Source organism: Amycolatopsis sp. NPDC049868, from assembly GCF_044461365.1.
Taxonomy (GTDB): domain Bacteria; phylum Actinomycetota; class Actinomycetes; order Mycobacteriales; family Pseudonocardiaceae; genus Amycolatopsis.
The window spans coordinates 532,214-550,132 of sequence record NZ_JBITKV010000006.1; the positions used below are offsets into that span (position 1 = coordinate 532,214).

Below are 17,919 nucleotides of genomic sequence, written 5' to 3' on the forward strand. Positions count from 1 at the left end.
TCGCTGCGTGAGCTGACCGCGGAGAACGCGGAGCTGAAACGCGCGATCGTGGCCGGTGATCGCGCGGCTGTCCGGCGCCAGCACGACCTCGGCAAGCACCTCGCGCGCGAACGGCTGGCCATGCTGCTCGACGAGGACTCGTTCACCGAGCTCGAAATCCATCGCCGCCACCAGAGCCAGGGGCCGAAGCTCGACGAGAGACGGCCGTTCACCGACGGCGTGATCATCGGTTCCGGCGCCATCGAAGGGCGGCGGGTCTTCGTGTACGCCCAGGACTTCACCGTTTTCGGCGGATCGCTCGGAGCGGCTCACGCGGCCAAGATCCAGAAAGTGCTCGACCTCGCGACGGAGACCGGAAGCCCGATCATCGGACTGGTCGACAGCGGGGGCGCACGGATCCAGGAGGGCGTGCAGGCACTCGACGGGTACGGCGGGATCTTCCGCAGACAGGTCGCGGCGTCCGGCATGATCCCGCAGATCAGCGTCGTGCTCGGGCCGTCGGCCGGAGGCGCGGCCTATTCGCCCGCACTGGCCGACTTCACCTTCATGGTGCGCGATACCGCCCGCCTCTACCTCACCGGACCGGACGTGGTCGAAGCGGTGAGCGGTGAACGGGTCAGTCACGAGGAGCTCGGCGGCGCCACGGTCCACGGTGAACGTTCCGGAGTCGCCACGGTCGTGCACGCCGACGAGGGCGACTGCCTTGCCGACGTCCGCTACCTGGTGTCGCTGCTGCCGTCCAACAACATGGAACCCGCGCCGGTGACGGCCGTCCGCGGCGCCTCCCGTGACGTGCGGCCCCGGTTGGCCGAGATCGTGCCTGCCGAGCCGAACCGGCCCTACGACATGAAGGCGGTGATCGGCGAACTGGTCGACGACGGCGACTTCTTCGAGGTGCACGAGGATTGGGCGCGCAACGTGGTGTGCGCGCTCGCCCGCGTGGACGGCGAAGTCGTCGGAGTGGTGGGGAACCAGCCGATGGTGCTGGCCGGCGTGCTGGACCGGCGGGCGGCGCAGAAGGCGGCCCGCTTCGTACGGTTCTGCGACGCGTTCGGGATCCCGCTGGTCACCCTGGTGGACGTGCCGGGGTTCCTGCCCGGCACCGAACAGGAACACGAGGGTGTCATCCGGCACGGCGCGCAACTGCTCTACGCCTACTGCGAGGCGACGGTACCGAGGATCCAGGTCGTGCTGCGCAAAGCCTACGGCGGTGCCTACATCGTCATGGATTCCCGGTCGGTGGGCTCCGATCTTTCCCTGGCCTGGCCGACCAACCAGATCGCCGTGATGGGCGCGGAAGCCGCGGTGAACGTCCTGTACGCCAAGGAGAAACCGGCCGAGGATCCGGACCGCGCCCGGCTGCTGGCCGAGGACTACGCCGAGCGGTTCCTGCATTCGCGCTACGCCGCCGAACGCGGCCTGGTCGACGACATCATCGATCCCGCGACGACCAGGGCAGCGATCGCGCGTGGCCTGGTGATGCTGCGCGGCAAACGCGAACCGCGGCCCCGGCGCAAACACGGCAACATACCGCTGTGACGCGCACGGCCGCGGCTCAGACCGGGTGCACCGTCATCGAAAGCCCGCCCCGTACACGCAGCGACAGCATCGGCTCCGGGACGATCCGGGCGCCGGGGAGCGTCGACAGACGTAGCTCCCTGGCGATCATCGCCACCACGAAGACCGACTCGAGAACCCCGAGAGAGTTGCCGACGCAGAAGCGCGGGCCCGCACCGAACGGGATGTAGGAATAGCGTGGCCGTCCGCTCGCCCCCTGTGGCGCGAAACGCTCCGGGGCGAACCGGTCGGGCTCCGGCCAGAACTCGGGATGCCGGTGCAGCGTGTAGGTGCAGACCACGACGTCCGAGCCGGCGGGCACCGAGTAGCCGGCCACCTCGTCGTCGTCCACCGCGATCCTTGGCAGCAGCCAAACCGGTGGATAGAGCCGGAGGACTTCTTCGACGACCATGGACGTGTACGTCAGCCGGTGCAGGTCCTCGTACTCCGGTGGACGGTCGCCGAGCACGTCGACGGCCTCCTGGTGTATCCGGTCCGCGACTTCGGGATGCCGGTCGAGCAGCGTCATGGTCCAGCTCAAGGTGCTGGCCGTCGTCTCGTGCCCGGCCAGCAGCAGCGTGATCAGCTCGTCACGGGCCTGCCGCAGACCGGTCTCACCGTCGGCGGAGGCGACCAATCTGCTCAGCACGTCGTCCGCGCCGGGCACCGGTGCGGACCGTCGCCGGGCGATCAGCTCGTCGGCCACCTGGCGCAGTTCGCGGCGGGAACGCCGGAACCGCCGGTGGATCGGCAGCGGCAGCCACCGGGGCACCAGCCCCAGTGTCACCGCCTCGAACATCGCCTGGTCCTGAACGGACTCGAACGAGTGCCGGATGGAACCGAACGCGCCAAGATCCGCGTCGAGCAGGGATCTGCCCAGCACCCCGAGTGTCAGCCGGGTCATCTCGCCGACCAGGTCCACCGGCCCACGGCCGTGACTGGCGAGCAACCGGTCGACCAGCGCCCTGCCCTCCTCGGCGACGACCGCGGCCTGCCGTGCGATCCGTTTCGTCGAGAACGCCGGTGCGACGGTCCGGCGCTGCTTGCTCCACAGTTCGCCGTCGCTGGTCAACAGGCCGTCGCCGAGTGTCCTCCGGGCCTCCGCGAGGCCGATTCCCTTGTGGTAGTTGGTGTTGTTGTCGGCGAGGAGATACTTGACGTGATCCGGATGGTTGAAGACATAGAGCGCCTTCGGGCCGATGGCGATCCTCACAGCGTCACCGTAGGTCGACGTCGCCGACCCGATCAGCTCCAGCCGGTCTGTGAACAACTGCCCGAGAAGCCTTGGTGTCGCCGTCCACGGCGGTCCCGGTGGACGGCGGCCGCGCGTCACGTTCGCGCGCCTTCGGTCGTGACCGGAGGCGCGGCGCCCTCGCCGTCGTGATGGCCCGGCCGTCGCACGGCGAGTTCGGCGGCGCGCCGCTCGGCCGCTTTGTGGACCAGGTGCAGCGACCACAGGAACAGACCACGGATCAGACAGACCGCGGTTGTCGCGAAGAACAGTCCGTAGGCGATGTGCGAGATCATGAAGAACCCGTAAAGCAGCGCGACGCCGGCGCCGAACGCCACTTGCGCCCCGGGACTGGACGGTGAGGTGCCAGGGTCGGTGACCATGTAGTTGGTGAACAGGACGAACGCGACCCCGGTCATCATTCCGAGCGCCGCCGAGATCGAGGTGTCGAACAGCCATCCGCGGACGACGGCCTGCAGGACGAAGACCACGAGCCAGGCGCCGATGAGCCACATCCGGCCGGTCAGTTTCGCGTTGAGCATCGTGCCCGAAACCAGGATGACGGCGACGATCACCCAGCCGATCCAGCTGTCCACCCGCTCGGTGAAGTGGTAAGGCGGCGAGATGCTGGCCCAGGGGAACAGCAGGAGGATGACCGAGATGCCGAGGTTGGACGGATTCATGTAATGCCGGAGACGGCCCCGTACCGGCGCCCGCAGCACCCACTTCGCGCTGACCGCGACGAAGACGCCGAACATCATCACGAGGACCTGGTCGTTGACATAGGTCAGCATGTTCAGCGCGAGCCCGGTGATGTGGGCGGGATAGAGGAACTCCAGCAGACCCTTGCCCCCGTTGCCGAGGAACCGCGGAGCGCGCCGGTCGGTCCGGGCGGAGACGAGTTCGAGGGCGATCTCGGTGGCGTACGCGGTGAGCAGGGCGATCAGCGGCCAGGACCAGGGCTGCTCGAACCCGAGCACGGTGTAGCCGAGGATGTTGAAGACGGTGATCGAGATGGCGAAGCGACGCAGTGCGACGATCACCTTGGGATCGTGCCGTGGGACGGCGGACTGTTTCTCGGTCGTCGTGTCCGTCATCGGATCACTTCTCCTTCGCCTGCGAACCGAGTTCGAATGTGTGGGTGCCCGGACCGAGCCGTAGGTCCGTCTTCCGTACCTGCCCGGACCGGTCGCGCCACTGAAGCGACACGGCGACCGGCTCGGCGCCGGTTCCGCCGAGCCCGATGTGGACGTCGTGGCTGCGCTTGCCGGAGTGCCCGCTGCCGCCGTCGACGCGGCCGATCAGGCGCCGCCCGTCGGCGGTCGTGACGGTGACCTGGGCGCCGATCACCGGTGAGCCCGCCGACGGCGGGGCGGCAGAGGTCGCGGACGATTCGTGGTGGAGCCGAAGGTGCAGGAACGCGTTGCTGCCGGGAGCGGTGTTGCGGTAGAAGATCGGCGCGTCCCACTGCCGGGCGACGGCCAGGTCGAGTCTGCCGTCGCCGTCGGCGTCACCGGTGGCGATCCCGCGGGTGGGTACCGGAACCGCGAGCCCCAGCCGGTCCGCGATGTCGGTGTACCGGCCGTCGGATCCCTTCGCGAAGAACCGCAGAGCCTGGTCGCCCGCGAGGTCGTCGCCGCTGCGGACGTTGGGCCACCAGTAAGGGTTGTCCAGCAACGCGTCGTTGGCGGTGGCGAGCTCCTGCAGCTGCGGCCACCGGTTCACCCCGCCCTTGACGAACCCGGTCGCCTGCGCGATGGCGGGCACGCCACTGTTGTCGAAGTCGTCGATCTTCGTGTCCCAGCCCCAGCCCGTCCACGCCGTTCCGGCCTGCGCACTGCGGTCGTCATACGGGGCTTCACCGGCGCTCAGCCGCGCGCGGAGATCCTCTTTGTCCTTCGCCGTCGCCATGAACTGGAAGTTGCTTTCCTGGATGCCGAACGACGTGGTGATGTTGCTGACGAACGCGTCGTTCAGGCCGTTGCCGTCGAGATCACCGAAGTCGACTCCCATACCTTTGAACGAGTCGTCGCCGAGGCGCTTGGACTTCGGCACGTCGGGTGTCCTGAGCCCGCTCACCGAGCTGAACGCGAAGTGTCCCGGCGTGGATCGGTTGTGCAGCAGCCGATCCGGCCCGAAGTCGTTGGCGACGTACAGTTCGGGCAGCAGATCGCCGTCGAGGTCGGTCGCGCTCGACGCCAGCGTCCAGCCGTTGCGTGCGTCCTCGGGAAAGACGTCACGGGGGGCCTTCTCGTACCGCGCCGACGGCGACGCGCCGGACGTGGCGCCGGCCCAGCGGAAGAGCAGCTTGTCCCCGCCGTTCCCGGCGTGGGACATCGATCGGTTCATCTCGACACCGCCGTCGGCGGACCCGTCGAGAATCGGGCTGTCGGGAAAGTAGTTCCCGATGAACAGGTCGTCGTGTCCGTCGCCGTCGAAGTCGCCGACCGTGGCGGAGTTGGTGTTCCACTGTGGACCGGTGTACCGGCCGTTCGCCGAGTTCGGGCCTGGCTCCAGTTCGGTGGCGCGGTAGGTCCTCGCCGACAGCGCCGACGTCTCGGACGCGGCGAGGTACAGGATCGCCGTGCGTCCCCAGTAGTAGGCGAGCAGATCCATCCTGCCGTCTTCGTTGAAGTCCGCGGGCACACAACCCATCGGGGCCATCACGTCGTTCATCGGCAAGGCGGACGGGTCCAGCGCGAACGGCGCGTACCGGTCGCCGCCCGCGCCCGGCGTCGGTGTCACGATGACCTGATCGGACCTCGGGTCCACGAGGCACAGGTCGTTGGCCAGTCCATCGCCGTCGAGGTCGTTCATCGCGACGGCGGCGCCGACCGAGGAGATCCACGCGCGGATGTGCTCGTAGTCCTTGTTGACCGTGCGGATGTTCTGCTGTCGTGGCGCGGCGGGGAGGGCGATCGACATCGGGGTGAAGGCGTACCCGGCCGCGAGCCGGTCGCCTTCCGCCGCGTCGGTGGAGGGCAGCCGTACGACGAGGTAACCGAGCACCATCAGGACGACCGCGATGATGCCGGGGAGCTGCCGTCGCACCCGGCTTGGTTCCTTAGTCACGTTTCAAGACCTTCCCGTCAGGACGAACTCGTCGGCGATACGCCGTCGCCAGACCTCGAAGGCAGGCACGCCGTCGTGCGTGCCGGTGTCGGTGGGTCTGGTCCGGCGGCAGACCTCGGCCGCCTCCTCGGGCGTCCTGCCGCAGAACACTTCGGTGGCGAGGCCGGTATGCGGGACACGCAACCCGGCACGCAGCCGTGCCTCGGCGGCGAAGGCGCTGCCCTGTGCGACATCGGGCTGGTGTTTCCCGGCTCGTTCGAAGAACAGGCGGAGTTCCTCTGTGGACACTCCGCCGGCATAGGTGGCCGCCAGGCCCGCTCCGCTGTACAGGTCGGCGTGCCTGCTGCCTGGATAGGCGTCGATCAGCCGCCCGGCGACCTCGGGGTCGGTGCCCGCGACGAACCAGAGTGCCCGGCCGATTCCCTGGTCGATCACCCGCTGCGCGTAGGGCAGGGGAGCGTCGGGCCAGGCGAACCGGTTGTCCCGGTACTGCTCGTGGACGTACTTGCGGGTGTGGAAGTACGCCTGGTGGAAGCCGTAACCGTCAAGGAGGAGCCAGCGCAGGAGCGGGTCGAGTGTCTCGATCGACGGCCAGCGCAGGCGCGGGAGCCGGGCCAAGGCCCAGCCGACGCCGATGTAGGCCATGTAGAGATGCTCCGTGCCGCGTCCCGCCAGGAACCTGGTCACTCGGCGTCCACGCGGCGGCAGCGCGTCCAGCACGGCGAAACCCATCGCCGCGCCTTCGTAAGCGAAGCCCCGGAAACGCTCAGGAACGGTTTGGAGCCGATCTTCGGCGGCGGTTGTCGACCTCGCCTCGACCGCGGTCCCATAGCCGTCGAGAAAGGTGGATCCGATTGTTTCGAGCAGTTCTTTGCTGGTTTCGTTCTTTACTTCGAAACCGCGTACCGCCATGGTCGACTGCGCGCTGTCCGGGGTGAGTATGCGACGCCTCAGCGTTCGCCAATGGCTGCTCAAAACGGCTCGCTCCTCGGTTTGTTGTTTCAGGATTGGCCGTAGACGATCGTCGCAGTACCACGGCCTGGTTTTCCATATCTGCCGATGCTCTGTGCATGGTGCCGTTCAGGCGGTTTCGGCGAACTTTCCACGGATACGTTCCCGCCACAGTTCGTACGCCGGGGAACTCCCGTCGCCCTCGGAGGAGACCGCGGTCCGCATCGCGAGTTCGACTGCTTCGGTGGAGGACAGTCCGGTCAGCTCGGCGCCGGTCTCGGTAGTGTGCGACGGGAGGTACCCGGCCGCGGCCCGTGCGCTGGTGGCGAAGACCGAACCGAGCGCCAGTGAAGGCGCATGCCCGGCCGCGAGCTCACGGAGTGCGATGGCATCGGAGGCGGGGCAACCGCCCGCGAACGTCGCGGCGAGCCCGACACCGCTCCACAGGTCGGCGCGCCGGTGTTCGGCGAACCGGTTCACGGCAGCGGCGGTGTTCGACACGTCTCCGTTGTGGATGAACCAGAGCGCCCGGCCGAGTCCCTGGTCGAACGCACGAGGGAAATAGCGCGGACAGCCCTGCCACGGATAGGCCGTGACGGACTCCTGCCGGTCGACCCACCGTCGCGTGTGGAAGTAGGCGAGGTCGAAGCCGTAGCCGTCCACGGCGAGCCAGCTCATCGTGGGGTGGAACGGGCCGGGAGCGAGGTCGGGCAGCACTTTCTTCCATAGCGGTCTGGGAAGCCGAGCCATCGCGAACCCGATGCCGATGTACGCGAGAAGGAGATGTGGCTGCCCAGGCCCGTCGAGAAGGGCGCGCGTGCGTCGGCCTCGGCCCATCGCGTCGAGGATCGTGAACGCCATCGTCGCGCCCTCATAGGCGAAGCCCCGCAACTCCTGCTCCACCAGCGCGAGCCGGGCCTCGACCTCCCACTGGTCGTGGCAGTCGATGGCCCACTCGAATCCGCAGACGACGGCTTGAGGAATCGCTTCCAGCCGTCGTTTCGGCTTCTCGACGGGGAATCCCCGTCCGGCGAACGTCACGTCGGCGAGCTTCGGCGTGAACAGGAGCCTTCGTACGGAACCGGTGAAGGTGGGCACGCGATCCTCCTGGTGCTGATCGATAGGGGACTCAGTGCCCGCCGGTGATCCGTCCGTCGGGGGCGAGCCGGGACAACACCTCGGTCACGGCCCCTGTCGCCCGTGCCGCCTGTCCCTCATCGAGCACGAGCGGCGGGGAGAGCACGATGGTGTTGCCGTAGTCGCGGACCACCACCTGATGCGCCTCACGGATCTCGGCGGCCACCTCGGCAGCCATGATCGGCTCCCGGGTGTCCCGGTCGGAGACCAGCTCGATGCCGGCGGTCGCACCCTCGACCCGCACGTCGCCGACGACGGGCAGGTCCGCCGCGGCCGCCAGTCCGTCGCGGAACCAGTCGCCGATCCGAGTCGCGTTGACCAGCAGGCCTTCCCGCTCGATCAGGTCGAGGTTGGCGAGTCCGACGGCGCAGGCGACGGCGTGGCCGAAGTACGTGTGCCCGTGGAAGAAACCGCTGCCTCCGGTCAGCGCGTCGGCGATCCGGTCGCCGAGCAGCACAGCGCCGAGCGGGACATAGCCGCTGGTGAGCCCCTTGGCAGTGACGACGAGGTCGGGCCGCATTCCACGCCGTTCCGAATCGAACCAGCTTCCGGTGCGGCCGAACGCGGTGACCACCTCGTCGGCGATGAGCAGGATCCGGTGTTCGTCGAGGGCCTCGCGCACCCGCGGCCAGTAGTCCGGCGGCGGCGTGATCACGCCGCCGCCCGCCATGACGGGCTCCCCGATCATCGCGGCGATCCGGTGCGCGCCGATACGCTCGATCGTCTGCCGCAGCTCGGCGACGAGGAAGTCCGTCGGGCCCTGGCCGTCGTAGAACTCGGCGCGGTACGGATGCGGCGGCGTGAGCTTCTCCACGTGCGGGAGGTTCGGGCCGACGGCGTGCTGCATACCGTCGAAGCCGGTCGCCGTTCCGCTGCCGTAGGTGGCGCCGTGGTACCCCATCCGCCGGGCGAGGAGCCAAGTGCGTTCGGGCTCGCCTCGCCGGTGGTGATAGAGCCGCGCGGCCTTGATCGCGGTGTCGACGCCCTCCGAGCCGCCGTTGGTGAAGAAGACCCGGTCGAGGCCGGCAGGAGCCAGCTCGGCCAGGCGAGCGGCCAGCAGGATGGACTTGTCGTTGGAGTACACGTCGAAGCTCGTGAAGTACTCCAGCCGCGCGAGCTGCTCGGCGGCGGCGTCCGCGATCTCCCGGCGACCGTGGCCGACCTGGCACAGCCAGTTCGCGCCTCCGGTCGCGTCGAGCAGCTCGGTGCCGTGCGCGTCCCAGACGAGACAGCCCTCGCCGCGCACGATCACGTGTCGTTCGGAGCGGGAGTCGCGCTGGTGCGGATGAATGAGGTGGCGTCGGTCGAGTGCCTCGAGCGCGGCCGCTGTCATCCGCGCCGTTCCCGTGGGGCTGGAAATCGTCACTGCATACTCCGATCTTCGTCGTGGAACTGCGAATGCGCGGATTCCGCTAACCTTTTCGGGACACGGTCGACGTTAGCAATCCGGCGGCGGCACACCAGCTCGCAGAATGCTTCGTCATTCGGCACAGCACGTTCGCACACGGAATTCCGCCCCGGTCCGCCTTAGCGTGACTGCGAGCAGGGGAACCGGAACGCGGTGTCCCTTCCCGACCGGAGTCGAGGCGAGAACAATGCGTCCTTTTCAGATCGCTGTTGCCCAAGACGAGCTCGACGAAATGGAACGCAGGATCGCGGATACGAGGTGGCCCTCCGAAATCGCGGACGCCGGCTGGGAACGCGGTGTCCCGCTGGACTATCTCCGCGATCTCGCCGATTACTGGCGGACCGGGTTCGACTGGCGTGCCGTGGAGCGGCGGCTGAACGAGTTCGACCAGTACGTCACGACCATCGACGGCGCTCAGGTCCACCTCCTCCACGTGCGTTCGCCCGAGCCCGACGCGCTCCCGCTGGTGCTCACCCACGGCTGGCCGGGTTCGGTCGCCGAGTTCGCGGAGGTGATCCCGAGGCTGACCGATCCCCGAGCATACGGTGGTGAGGCCGCGGACGCGTTCCATGTGGTCGTGCCGTCCATCCCCGGCTTCGGGTTCTCGGGCAGCACCGAGGACGCCGGCTGGAACGCCCGCAGGGTGGCGGGGGCCTGGGCCGAGCTCATGCGCGAGCTCGGCTACGACCGGTACGGCGCGCACGGGGGTGACGCCGGTGCAGTGATCTCTCTCGAATTGGGCAGGCTGCCGTCCGCGGATCTGGTGGGCATCCACCTGACCATGCTGCTGACCTTTCCCTCGGGTGCCCCCGGCGAGCTGGCCGATCTGTCCGCTGTGGACAGAGAACGGCTCGGCAGGCTGAAGCGGTTCGACGAGGAACTGTCCGGGTACATGAAGTTGCAGTCCACCAAACCGCAAACTCTGGCCTACGCGCTGACCGACTCGCCGGTGGGGCAGCTCGCTTGGATCGCGGAGCGGTACCACGACTGGACCGGCGAACAGCCGCTCGATCCGGACACCCTGCTCACCGTCGCCACTATCTACTGGCTGACGGAGACGGCGGGCTCTTCGGCGCACCACTACTACGAGGGTGCCGCCGACCTGCGTGGCGCCGGCCAGGAGAGTTCGCCGATCACCACACCGGTGGGCGTCGCGGTGTTCGGCGAAGACATCCTGCCCCCGATCCGCCGCCTCGCCGAACGGGATCTGCCCACGATCGTCCACTGGTCGGAGTTCGAACGAGGCGGGCACTTCCCGGCACTCGAGCGGCCGGACGAGTTCGTCGCCGACGTCCGCCGCTTCTTCTCCCGCCTACGCTGAGCTCGCCGCCTTCGGGTGGAGGGGTTCCTCCTCGGGCAGAGGTTCCCGGCCGCGGATCAGATCCGCGGCCTTCTCCGCGATGGCGATGGTGGGCGCGTTGGTGTTGCCGCGCACGAGCCGCGGCATCACCGAGGCGTCCACCACGCGGAGGCCGTCCACCCCTCTCACGCGTAGTCCGGCGTCGAGTACCGTGCCCATCGCACAGGTTCCGGCGGGGTGGAACAGCGTCTGGGTGTGCCGGCGGACATGGTCGCGCAGGTCGTCGTCGTAGTCGGACTCCGGCGGGTCGAGCAGTCTCGTGGTGTACCTGCGCAGCGCCGATCCACGGGCGATCGCCAGCCCGGCCCGCAGGCCTGCCACCGCGACGTCGAGGTCTTCGGGCTCGGCGTAGTAGTCGTGGATGATGCGCGGCTTGGCGGTCGGATCCGGTGACACGATGCGGACGCTGCCGCGGCTGCGCGGCGCGAGAACGCAGGCACCGTAGGACAGCGCGTGGCCGGTCGGTGCTCCGAGCCCGCCCGCGAGGAACATCATCGGCGCCGCGTGGAACTGGACGTCCGGTGCGGCCAGGCCGTCGCGTGTCCGGATGAACCCGCCCGCTTCGGGACCGTTGGACGTCAACGGCCCCGTCCCGGAGCGTTCGAACTCCGCCACGTGACGCGGCTCGGCGGTGACCAGCAGGCTGACCGGTTCGGTATGCGCGAAGTTCAGGTTCACCTGGGGATGATCCTGCAGGTTCGCCCCCACCTCAGGCTGGTCGACCAGCACCCCGATCCCCAGTCCGGCGAGAAGATCGGCGGGTCCGACCCCGGACAGCATGAGCAACTGGGGTGAGTTGTAGGCACCTGCCGAGAGGATCACCTCCCGTTCTGCCCGAAAGGACACCTGCCGGCCGAACCGTTCACCTTCCACGCCACACGCTCTCCCGTTCTCGATCACCACGCGGTGCACCTGAAGGTCGGTCAGCACGGTGAGATTGGGACGATCCGACACGGGGCGCAGAAATCCGGCGGCGGTACTGCAGCGGCGGCCTTCGCGTTGGGTCACCTGGTAATGGCCGAACCCGTCCTGCTCGGCACCGTTGAAGTCCGTGTTGGCCGCGTACCCGGTTTCCGTGGCCGCCTCGACGAACGCGGCCGTCATGGGATTACGTGACCGGCTCTCGGACACAGCGAGCGGACCACCCGTTCCGTGGTAGGCGCCGGCACCGCGTTCGTTGTCCTCCGACCGCTTGAAATAGGGCAGGAGTTCGGGGTAGCTCCAGCCCGGCTGCCCCCAGCCGTCGTAGTCGGAGCGGTGTCCGCGGATGTAGACCATCGCGTTCATCGAACTCGTCCCACCGAGCACCCGCCCGCGGGGCAGGTAGATCCGGCGGTTGCCGCAGTGCCGCTCGTCGTGGCTGTCGTAGTCCCAGTCGAGCGCGGTACGGAAGAGTTTCCCGAAGGCGTACGGGGTATGGATGTTCTCGTTCGTGTCGGCAGGCCCGGCCTCCAGCAGGCAGACCTCGACGCCGGGATCCTCACTCAACCGGTTCGCCAGGACGCAGCCCGCCGAACCCGCGCCGACGATCACATAGTCGTACAAGATCCCTCCAGGCGTTGGTGTTTGTCATCCGAAGCACAGGAACCCGTCCGGACCGTCCGAAGTGGACGGACCGGGCGGCAGTGTGACGGTGCGGGGCAGCGGTCCGGGGGACCAGGTCCCCGGCACGGTGCGCGAGGGAGCGGTGCTGACCGCCGCGTCCGCGGGAAGTGCCTCCGGCGCGTACGGCTCGATGACCTGCAGTTGCCCCCAGTCGGTGGTGGGACGGCCGCGCAGGTAGGTGATGAGTGTCCGCCGTCCGCCGACGACGTCGAGCCAGCCGGCCGGACCACCCTTGTCCGCGCACGACCACCCGGAGTTCCGGAAGGTGGCGTCGCCGTCGATCCGGAAGCGCGGCAGCCTGCCGATCCCGCGCCGTGGCCCGATGACGTCGAGGCACGGGAAGGGGAACGCGGCGGGCCAGTCGATGTACGTGGGCGCGTCCGCGACGACTTCGGTCAACGTGCGTACCCGAGGGACTCTCGGCGCGCCGTTCGCCCCGGTGATCGAGGCGGCCGGGGCGAGGAACCGGATCCGGTCCGCCCCGACGGCGTCGCCGTCGACGGGGACCCGCACTTCCGGGATGCCCGCCGCGACAGTGCGCCGGGTGACGCTCGGCCCACCGGGCCTGCGGTGGCCGAATTCCACGGTGAGGTCGCCGGTGTTCCCGGCCGGGAGCGGCAGGACGACCGGGAGTTCACCGCTCGCCGCCGTGGCGGGCAGCGAGTACCACGGTGTTCCCGCCAGCCCGCCGCCGGCGTCGGCCCACAGCACTCGGGCCTGCTCGCCGTCCGCGGGGGTCAGGCTTCCGGTAGAGGGATCGGTTTCGACGAGGACCTCGTCGGCAAGACCGCAGCCGCCCTTGCCGACGAAGTGCGCGAAGTTGTCCGCCCCGGGGCTGTAACTGTCGTGCTGCCGACCGATCGCGACACCGGCCGAGGTGAAGTGGGCCAGCACCATGGTGGTCGTGACGAGCAGGGCCGGCGCCGTCCGGGAACGGGTGCGCGCGGCCGAAGGCCTGCCCCGAAGGTGCTCGACGACCGCGACGACGGCGGCGGCGCAGGCCAGGATCACGGCGACGGTCCGCAGCGGGATCGGGCCCACCGCCGGCGCGCCGTCCGCCAACGGGAAACCCCAGCCGGACACGTACCAGGCGGTGTTCGGCCCGGACAGCGCCAGCGCGGCAGCCAGCAAGACCGCGGTCGCGACGAGAGCGGCGTCGCGACGGGTCCGGGTCACCGGGGGAGCCCACGTCCTGGTCATCGCGGCGGCGAGCAGGGGGCCGGCGAGGGCGAGGACCCCGAACTGGTGCGAGATCTTGGTCGGGGCCAGCGCGAGAACGGCGAAGGTACCGACCGTGAGACCCAGCAGTCTGCGCAACGGCGCCGTCGCCAAGCCGACGAGCCGACGGCGCCGGATCAGCAGCACCGCGCACACCAGGAGCGAGACGATCGTGAGCAAGACCGGCAGCCGGTAAGCGATGGAACCGCCCACGGAGTCGCTGAGCAGGTCGACGTAGCGCAGATGGTCCTCGTACCAGCCGAATGCCGGGCCGAGGTCGAAATGCAGCCGGGTGGCGTCGGCGAGCGAACGCCAAGTCTGGTCCCAGAACACCACGGTGCCGATCACGGTCGCCGCGGCGGCGATCGGCGGGGCGACCGCCACGAACCCGCGCACCCGCACTCGTTCCCGCACCAGACGCAGCAGCGGACGGGCTCCGACCAGGAAGGGCAGTGTGGCGAGCAGGCCGGTGGGGCTCGCCGCCAGCGCCGGTCCCGCGCACAACGCGGAGAGAGCGACCGGAAGGAGCCCGCGGGTGGCGATGGCGCGCTCGACCGCCGCGTAGACCAGCGCGGTGAAGAACAAGATCACCGGCTCGGCACGCAAGCCGTCGTTGTACGGCAGCCAGAACGCCAGGAACATGGCCGCGCAGGCCCACCGCGATGCTCCGCCTCGCGTCCGCGCACCCAGCCGCGGCAGCAGGAGATGAGCGATGACCAGCCAGGTCCCGACGCCCAGGACGAGTGACGGCAGCCGGAGTACCGGACCTGCCTCGGACAGGCGCGCCAGAAGGGCGTACCCCTCGTAGAACCAGCCGAAGAACGAGTCCGGTGCGCCGAACCATCGGTAGAAGTTGGGCAGGTAGCCGGCGTTCACGCGGTCGCGCACCATGGTCAGGATGTAGCCGTCGTCGGGGGTATGCGTCCCGATCACCCACCACGCCGTCAGCGCCGCCGTGACAACGAGATCGGCTTTCCCCGGGCGCCGCCTGTGCCGGGACGGCCGGTGTCCCCGGCCGTCGACTCCTCGCAGGGCGAGGAGCGCGCAGCCGGTCAGGGTGATCGCGAGCGCGATCGCGATGAGCTTCATCGGTGACGGGCTCGTGTCGAACCGGTTGTCCACCTCCGCGCGAACGGACAGACCCCGGACGCCGTCCAGTGCGCCGTCGATGTCGGAGTAGATCCCGGTCAGCTGAGGACGGTGGTCACCGGAGGCGACCGCGACCGGCGAGCCACCGATCGCGGTCAGCGTCGCGGCGGCGGTTGCGGTGACAGTGATGTCGCAGTCGCCGCCGGGCAGTGGCACCGACGTCTGGGGCTCGCCTCGCGGCCGCACGATCAAGAGTCCGTTGTCGACGCTCAGTGCGAGTCCGGCGATGGCGCCAAGAGGCGACGCCGATGGCGTGGTGGACACCAGAGTGCCGGGGCCGCTCATCCGGCTGTCCAAGGCTCTCGCCGTGGCACAGCCGATCGTGGCCTCCAGGCGCGTCGGGGAGTAGCTCGTCAACGGGGCGTTCACCGCGCGCGTGCCGTATGCGGTCGGCCACGTGACCGTGGTCGTTGCCTGGGAAACCGGGAGGAACGGAACGGTCAGGGTGACCAGGACCGCCAGCAGACCGGTCGACCCGGCGACGACGCGGTATCGCGCACCCCGCCGGGTGACCTGTCCGGCGGCGGGCACTCCGTGGTCACCTCTCCTCGACGATGGCGATCACGTTGCCGTCCGGGTCGGTGAACCAGGCGATGTCCGGCCCCCTGCCCCGGAAGATCCCCTTCTCGTCGGTACGAGGTTTGGTGTAGCGCTCGAAGACGACGCCCCGTGCGGTCAATTCGTCCACCGCCTCGTCGACGTCGCCGACCGGCAGATACAGCGCCGTGTAGGTGGCTGGCCGGTGGTCAGGCTTGCGGTAGATGAGCACCTTGTGCCCGCCGGGGAGGTGGACGTGCAGCTGGCCGAACTTCTTCGTCACTTCGAACCCGAGTGTCCCGCCGTAGAACTTCTGGGCCTTCTGCAGGTCGTTCACCGACATCCCGCTGAACGCCTGTTTCGTGGTGAGCATGGACATCTCTCCTCGGCTGCTCGGTGGATCTGAAGGTGCTGCGGTAGAGGGGCTGTTCGTCCCTGACGGCGTCACGTCAGGGCATGATCACCGCCCGGAACCGGACCGTGCCCGAAGCCACCCGGTCGACCGCGTGGCTGATCTCGCTGAGCGGGAAGGTCTCCACCTGTGGGACCACAGCCCTCGATGCCGCGAGGTCGAGTGCTTCGCTCAGCAGGTGGAGACCGTTGTGCGTGGCCCCGATCAGCTTGTGACGCTGGGCGAAGAACGGTGGCCACAGATTCGGCGGGATCGTCAAGCCGCCTGCCGGGTCGATGCCGGCGAGCACCATCCGGCCGTCGGCGCGCAGCCCGTGCAGGCAGTCCGCGGCCTTGGCATACGAAGGTCCCGTCACCAGGACGATGTCGGCTCCTCCCACGTCGCGCAGCTCTTCACCGTCGGAGACCACGATGTCGGCGCCGAGTGCCCTGGCGAGGTCGTGCTTGTCCGGTGACCGGGTGACCGCGATGGTCTCCGCGCCGGACGCCTTGGCGAACTGGAGGGCGAGGTGGCCGACTCCGCCGATGCCGAGCACGGCGACGCGGTCGTGCGGATTCGGCTCGGCCGCCCGGAAGGCGCTCCAGGCCGTGTAACCGGCGCAGAGCATGGGCGCGGCGAGTTCGTCGGGCAGACCGTCCGGGATGAGCACGGTCGTCTCCGCCGCCGCCGCCAGGTACTGCGCCTGACCGCCGGGGACGGTGAACCCGGTCATCGAAGGGGCGGCGCAGTTCAGCGCTTGGCCGCCCACCGGCCGATGGGACCGGCAGTGCGCACACCGCCCGCAGCCGGCCTGGACCCAGGTGACACCGACGCGGTCACCGGTCCGCCTACTGGTCACGCCCGCGCCGACCTCGACGACGACGCCCGCCACCTCGTGGCCGGGGATCGCCGGATCCGTGGCGGGAAAGGGGATGGCGCCGCGAGTGGCCAGGATGTCGTTGTAGCAGATCCCGCAGGCGCGGACCTCGACCAGTACCTCGCCGGGACCCGGCGCCGGTGGCGGCACGTCACGCACTTCCCACTTCTCGTTCACGCCGGGAATGACCGCTGCTCGCATGGCGTCTCCTAGAGGTAGCGCGTGTTCGGTTCGAGCCCGCACAGCACCCGGCCGTACAGTTCGAGGTTCGTGTCCGGATGCATGAGGGCGTGCTGGTTGATGGCATGGACGTCGCGTGCCATCCGCTGGATGGGCACCGAGAGATAGATCGACGAGCCCCCGCTGGCGGAGTTGAGGATGTCGACCGCCTCCTTGGCCAGCAGGCAGGCCTGGCTCATGTCGGCGCGGGCACGGACCCGCTCGTCGGGTGACCACGGTTCGTCACCGGCGCTCTTGTGATCGACCAGTGCCGCCAATCGGTGGACATGGAACTCCGTGGCGTCGATCTTGAGCGCGGCCTGGGCGACCTGCAGGTGCGTGAGCGGTGCTTCGCGCTGGCTGCTGTAGTTCGTGTAGGTGATCCCGCGGCCGGGCAGCCGGAGCAGGAAGTGCTCCATGGCCGATTTGGCGAGGCCGAGGACGGTGCCTGCCGACGAGACCGACGCCGTCGGCAGCAACGGCGCGCGAAAGATCGGGGACGTGGCGTTGAGCTTGGAGCCGTATTGCTCCACCAGTGCGGCGGCGAGGGGAAGCACCCTGGCGTAGGGCACGTGCACGTCTTGTGCGACCGTCGTGACGCTGCCGCTCGCACCGAGCCCGCTGGTGTGCCAGTCGTCGACGATGGTCAGGTCCGACAGCGGGACCATGGCCATGACCGGCTGTTGTGCGCCGTCGGGGGTGGGCGACATCGCGATGGCGACCTGCCAGCGGGCGTGCAGAGCGCCGCTGATGAAGCCCCACTTGCCGTTCAGCAGCAGCCCGCCGTCGACCGGTACCGCCGTCCCGGTGGGACTGAGCGTGCCGCAGACACGGACGTCTCCGTCCGCGAAGACCTCGTCCTGTGTCTCGTCGGGGAAGAGGCCTGCCATCCACGTCGTGATCCAGGAGACGGCGGTGACCCACGACGCCGAACCGTCCCCGCGGCCGAGTTCCGTGGCGACGTCGACCATCGTGCGAGCGTCGCATTCCCAGCCCCCGTAGCGGGCGGGGACCCGCATGCGGTACACGCCGGCGTCGGTGAGCGCGTCGACGACCGCATCGGACAGACGCCGGTCCTGCTCGGCGGAGGTCGCCTGTTCCCTCAGCAGCGGTACCAGGTTCGCGGCGCGTTCGACGAGCTGCGCGGTCGTCGGCCTGTGGATGGTGTCCACTCTGTCCTCCCTGGATGGTCGGGGCCCTCGGCCCA

General features: G+C 69.2%; 13 protein-coding genes. 2 read left to right on the forward strand and 11 right to left on the reverse strand.

Annotation, left to right across the window (positions count from 1 at the left end; genetic code table 11):
- Nucleotides 1-3 precede the first annotated feature (3 nt).
- Nucleotides 4-1,539, forward strand: coding sequence for an acyl-CoA carboxylase subunit beta (locus ACIBTM_RS26770; RefSeq protein ID WP_395879946.1), 1,536 nt, complete (start codon nucleotides 4-6; stop codon nucleotides 1,537-1,539).
- A gap of 16 nt (nucleotides 1,540-1,555) precedes the next feature.
- Here ACIBTM_RS26770 and ACIBTM_RS26775 read toward each other — a convergent pair whose 3' ends face one another.
- From ACIBTM_RS26775 to ACIBTM_RS26800, 6 genes are all read right to left on the reverse strand, one after another.
- Nucleotides 1,556-2,890, reverse strand: coding sequence for a cytochrome P450 (locus ACIBTM_RS26775; protein WP_395879880.1), 1,335 nt, complete (start codon nucleotides 2,888-2,890; stop codon nucleotides 1,556-1,558).
- A complete protein-coding gene (locus ACIBTM_RS26780) occupies nucleotides 2,887-3,885 on the reverse strand; it encodes an enediyne biosynthesis protein (protein ID WP_395879881.1) in 999 nt (332 codons plus the stop codon). The genes ACIBTM_RS26775 and ACIBTM_RS26780 overlap by 4 nt, the downstream gene beginning before the upstream one ends.
- Nucleotides 3,886-3,889: 4 nt before the next feature.
- Entirely contained in the window at nucleotides 3,890-5,860 is a 1,971-nt protein-coding gene (locus ACIBTM_RS26785) for a CRTAC1 family protein (RefSeq protein WP_395879882.1), read from the reverse strand.
- 3 nt (nucleotides 5,861-5,863) lie between these two features.
- Nucleotides 5,864-6,835, reverse strand: coding sequence for a DUF1702 family protein (locus ACIBTM_RS26790; protein ID WP_395879883.1), 972 nt, complete (start codon nucleotides 6,833-6,835; stop codon nucleotides 5,864-5,866).
- Between the two features lie 105 nt (nucleotides 6,836-6,940).
- Nucleotides 6,941-7,909 (reverse strand): DUF1702 family protein, encoded by a 969-nt coding sequence (locus ACIBTM_RS26795; RefSeq protein WP_395879884.1) that lies wholly within the window; start codon nucleotides 7,907-7,909, stop codon nucleotides 6,941-6,943.
- Nucleotides 7,910-7,940: 31 nt separating this feature from the next.
- Nucleotides 7,941-9,314 carry an aspartate aminotransferase family protein gene (locus tag ACIBTM_RS26800; protein WP_395879885.1) on the reverse strand — a complete coding sequence of 458 codons (1,374 nt, stop codon included), beginning with the start codon at nucleotides 9,312-9,314 and terminating at the stop codon, nucleotides 7,941-7,943.
- 229 nt (nucleotides 9,315-9,543) lie between these two features.
- Here ACIBTM_RS26800 and ACIBTM_RS26805 point away from each other — a divergent pair, with 229 nt between their 5' ends.
- Nucleotides 9,544-10,677, forward strand: coding sequence for an epoxide hydrolase family protein (locus ACIBTM_RS26805; protein WP_395879886.1), 1,134 nt, complete (start codon nucleotides 9,544-9,546; stop codon nucleotides 10,675-10,677).
- Here ACIBTM_RS26805 and ACIBTM_RS26810 read toward each other — a convergent pair.
- The 5 genes from ACIBTM_RS26810 to ACIBTM_RS26830 all read right to left on the reverse strand — a co-directional run bounded on the left by ACIBTM_RS26810 (nucleotide 10,669) and on the right by ACIBTM_RS26830 (nucleotide 17,884).
- Nucleotides 10,669-12,261 carry a GMC family oxidoreductase gene (locus tag ACIBTM_RS26810; RefSeq protein ID WP_395879887.1) on the reverse strand — a complete coding sequence of 531 codons (1,593 nt, stop codon included), beginning with the start codon at nucleotides 12,259-12,261 and terminating at the stop codon, nucleotides 10,669-10,671. The two genes, ACIBTM_RS26805 and ACIBTM_RS26810, sit on opposite strands and share 9 nt — an antisense overlap.
- Nucleotides 12,262-12,285: 24 nt before the next feature.
- Nucleotides 12,286-15,219, reverse strand: a complete 2,934-nt coding sequence (locus tag ACIBTM_RS26815) for an arabinosyltransferase domain-containing protein (RefSeq protein WP_395879888.1) — start codon at nucleotides 15,217-15,219, stop codon at nucleotides 12,286-12,288.
- Nucleotides 15,220-15,226: 7 nt separating this feature from the next.
- Nucleotides 15,227-15,598 (reverse strand): VOC family protein, encoded by a 372-nt coding sequence (locus ACIBTM_RS26820; RefSeq protein WP_395879889.1) that lies wholly within the window; start codon nucleotides 15,596-15,598, stop codon nucleotides 15,227-15,229.
- Nucleotides 15,599-15,674: 76 nt separating this feature from the next.
- Nucleotides 15,675-16,694, reverse strand: coding sequence for an alcohol dehydrogenase catalytic domain-containing protein (locus ACIBTM_RS26825; protein ID WP_395879890.1), 1,020 nt, complete (start codon nucleotides 16,692-16,694; stop codon nucleotides 15,675-15,677).
- Between the two features lie 8 nt (nucleotides 16,695-16,702).
- Nucleotides 16,703-17,884, reverse strand: coding sequence for an acyl-CoA dehydrogenase family protein (locus ACIBTM_RS26830; protein WP_395879891.1), 1,182 nt, complete (start codon nucleotides 17,882-17,884; stop codon nucleotides 16,703-16,705).
- Between the last annotated feature and the right edge of the window lie 35 nt (nucleotides 17,885-17,919).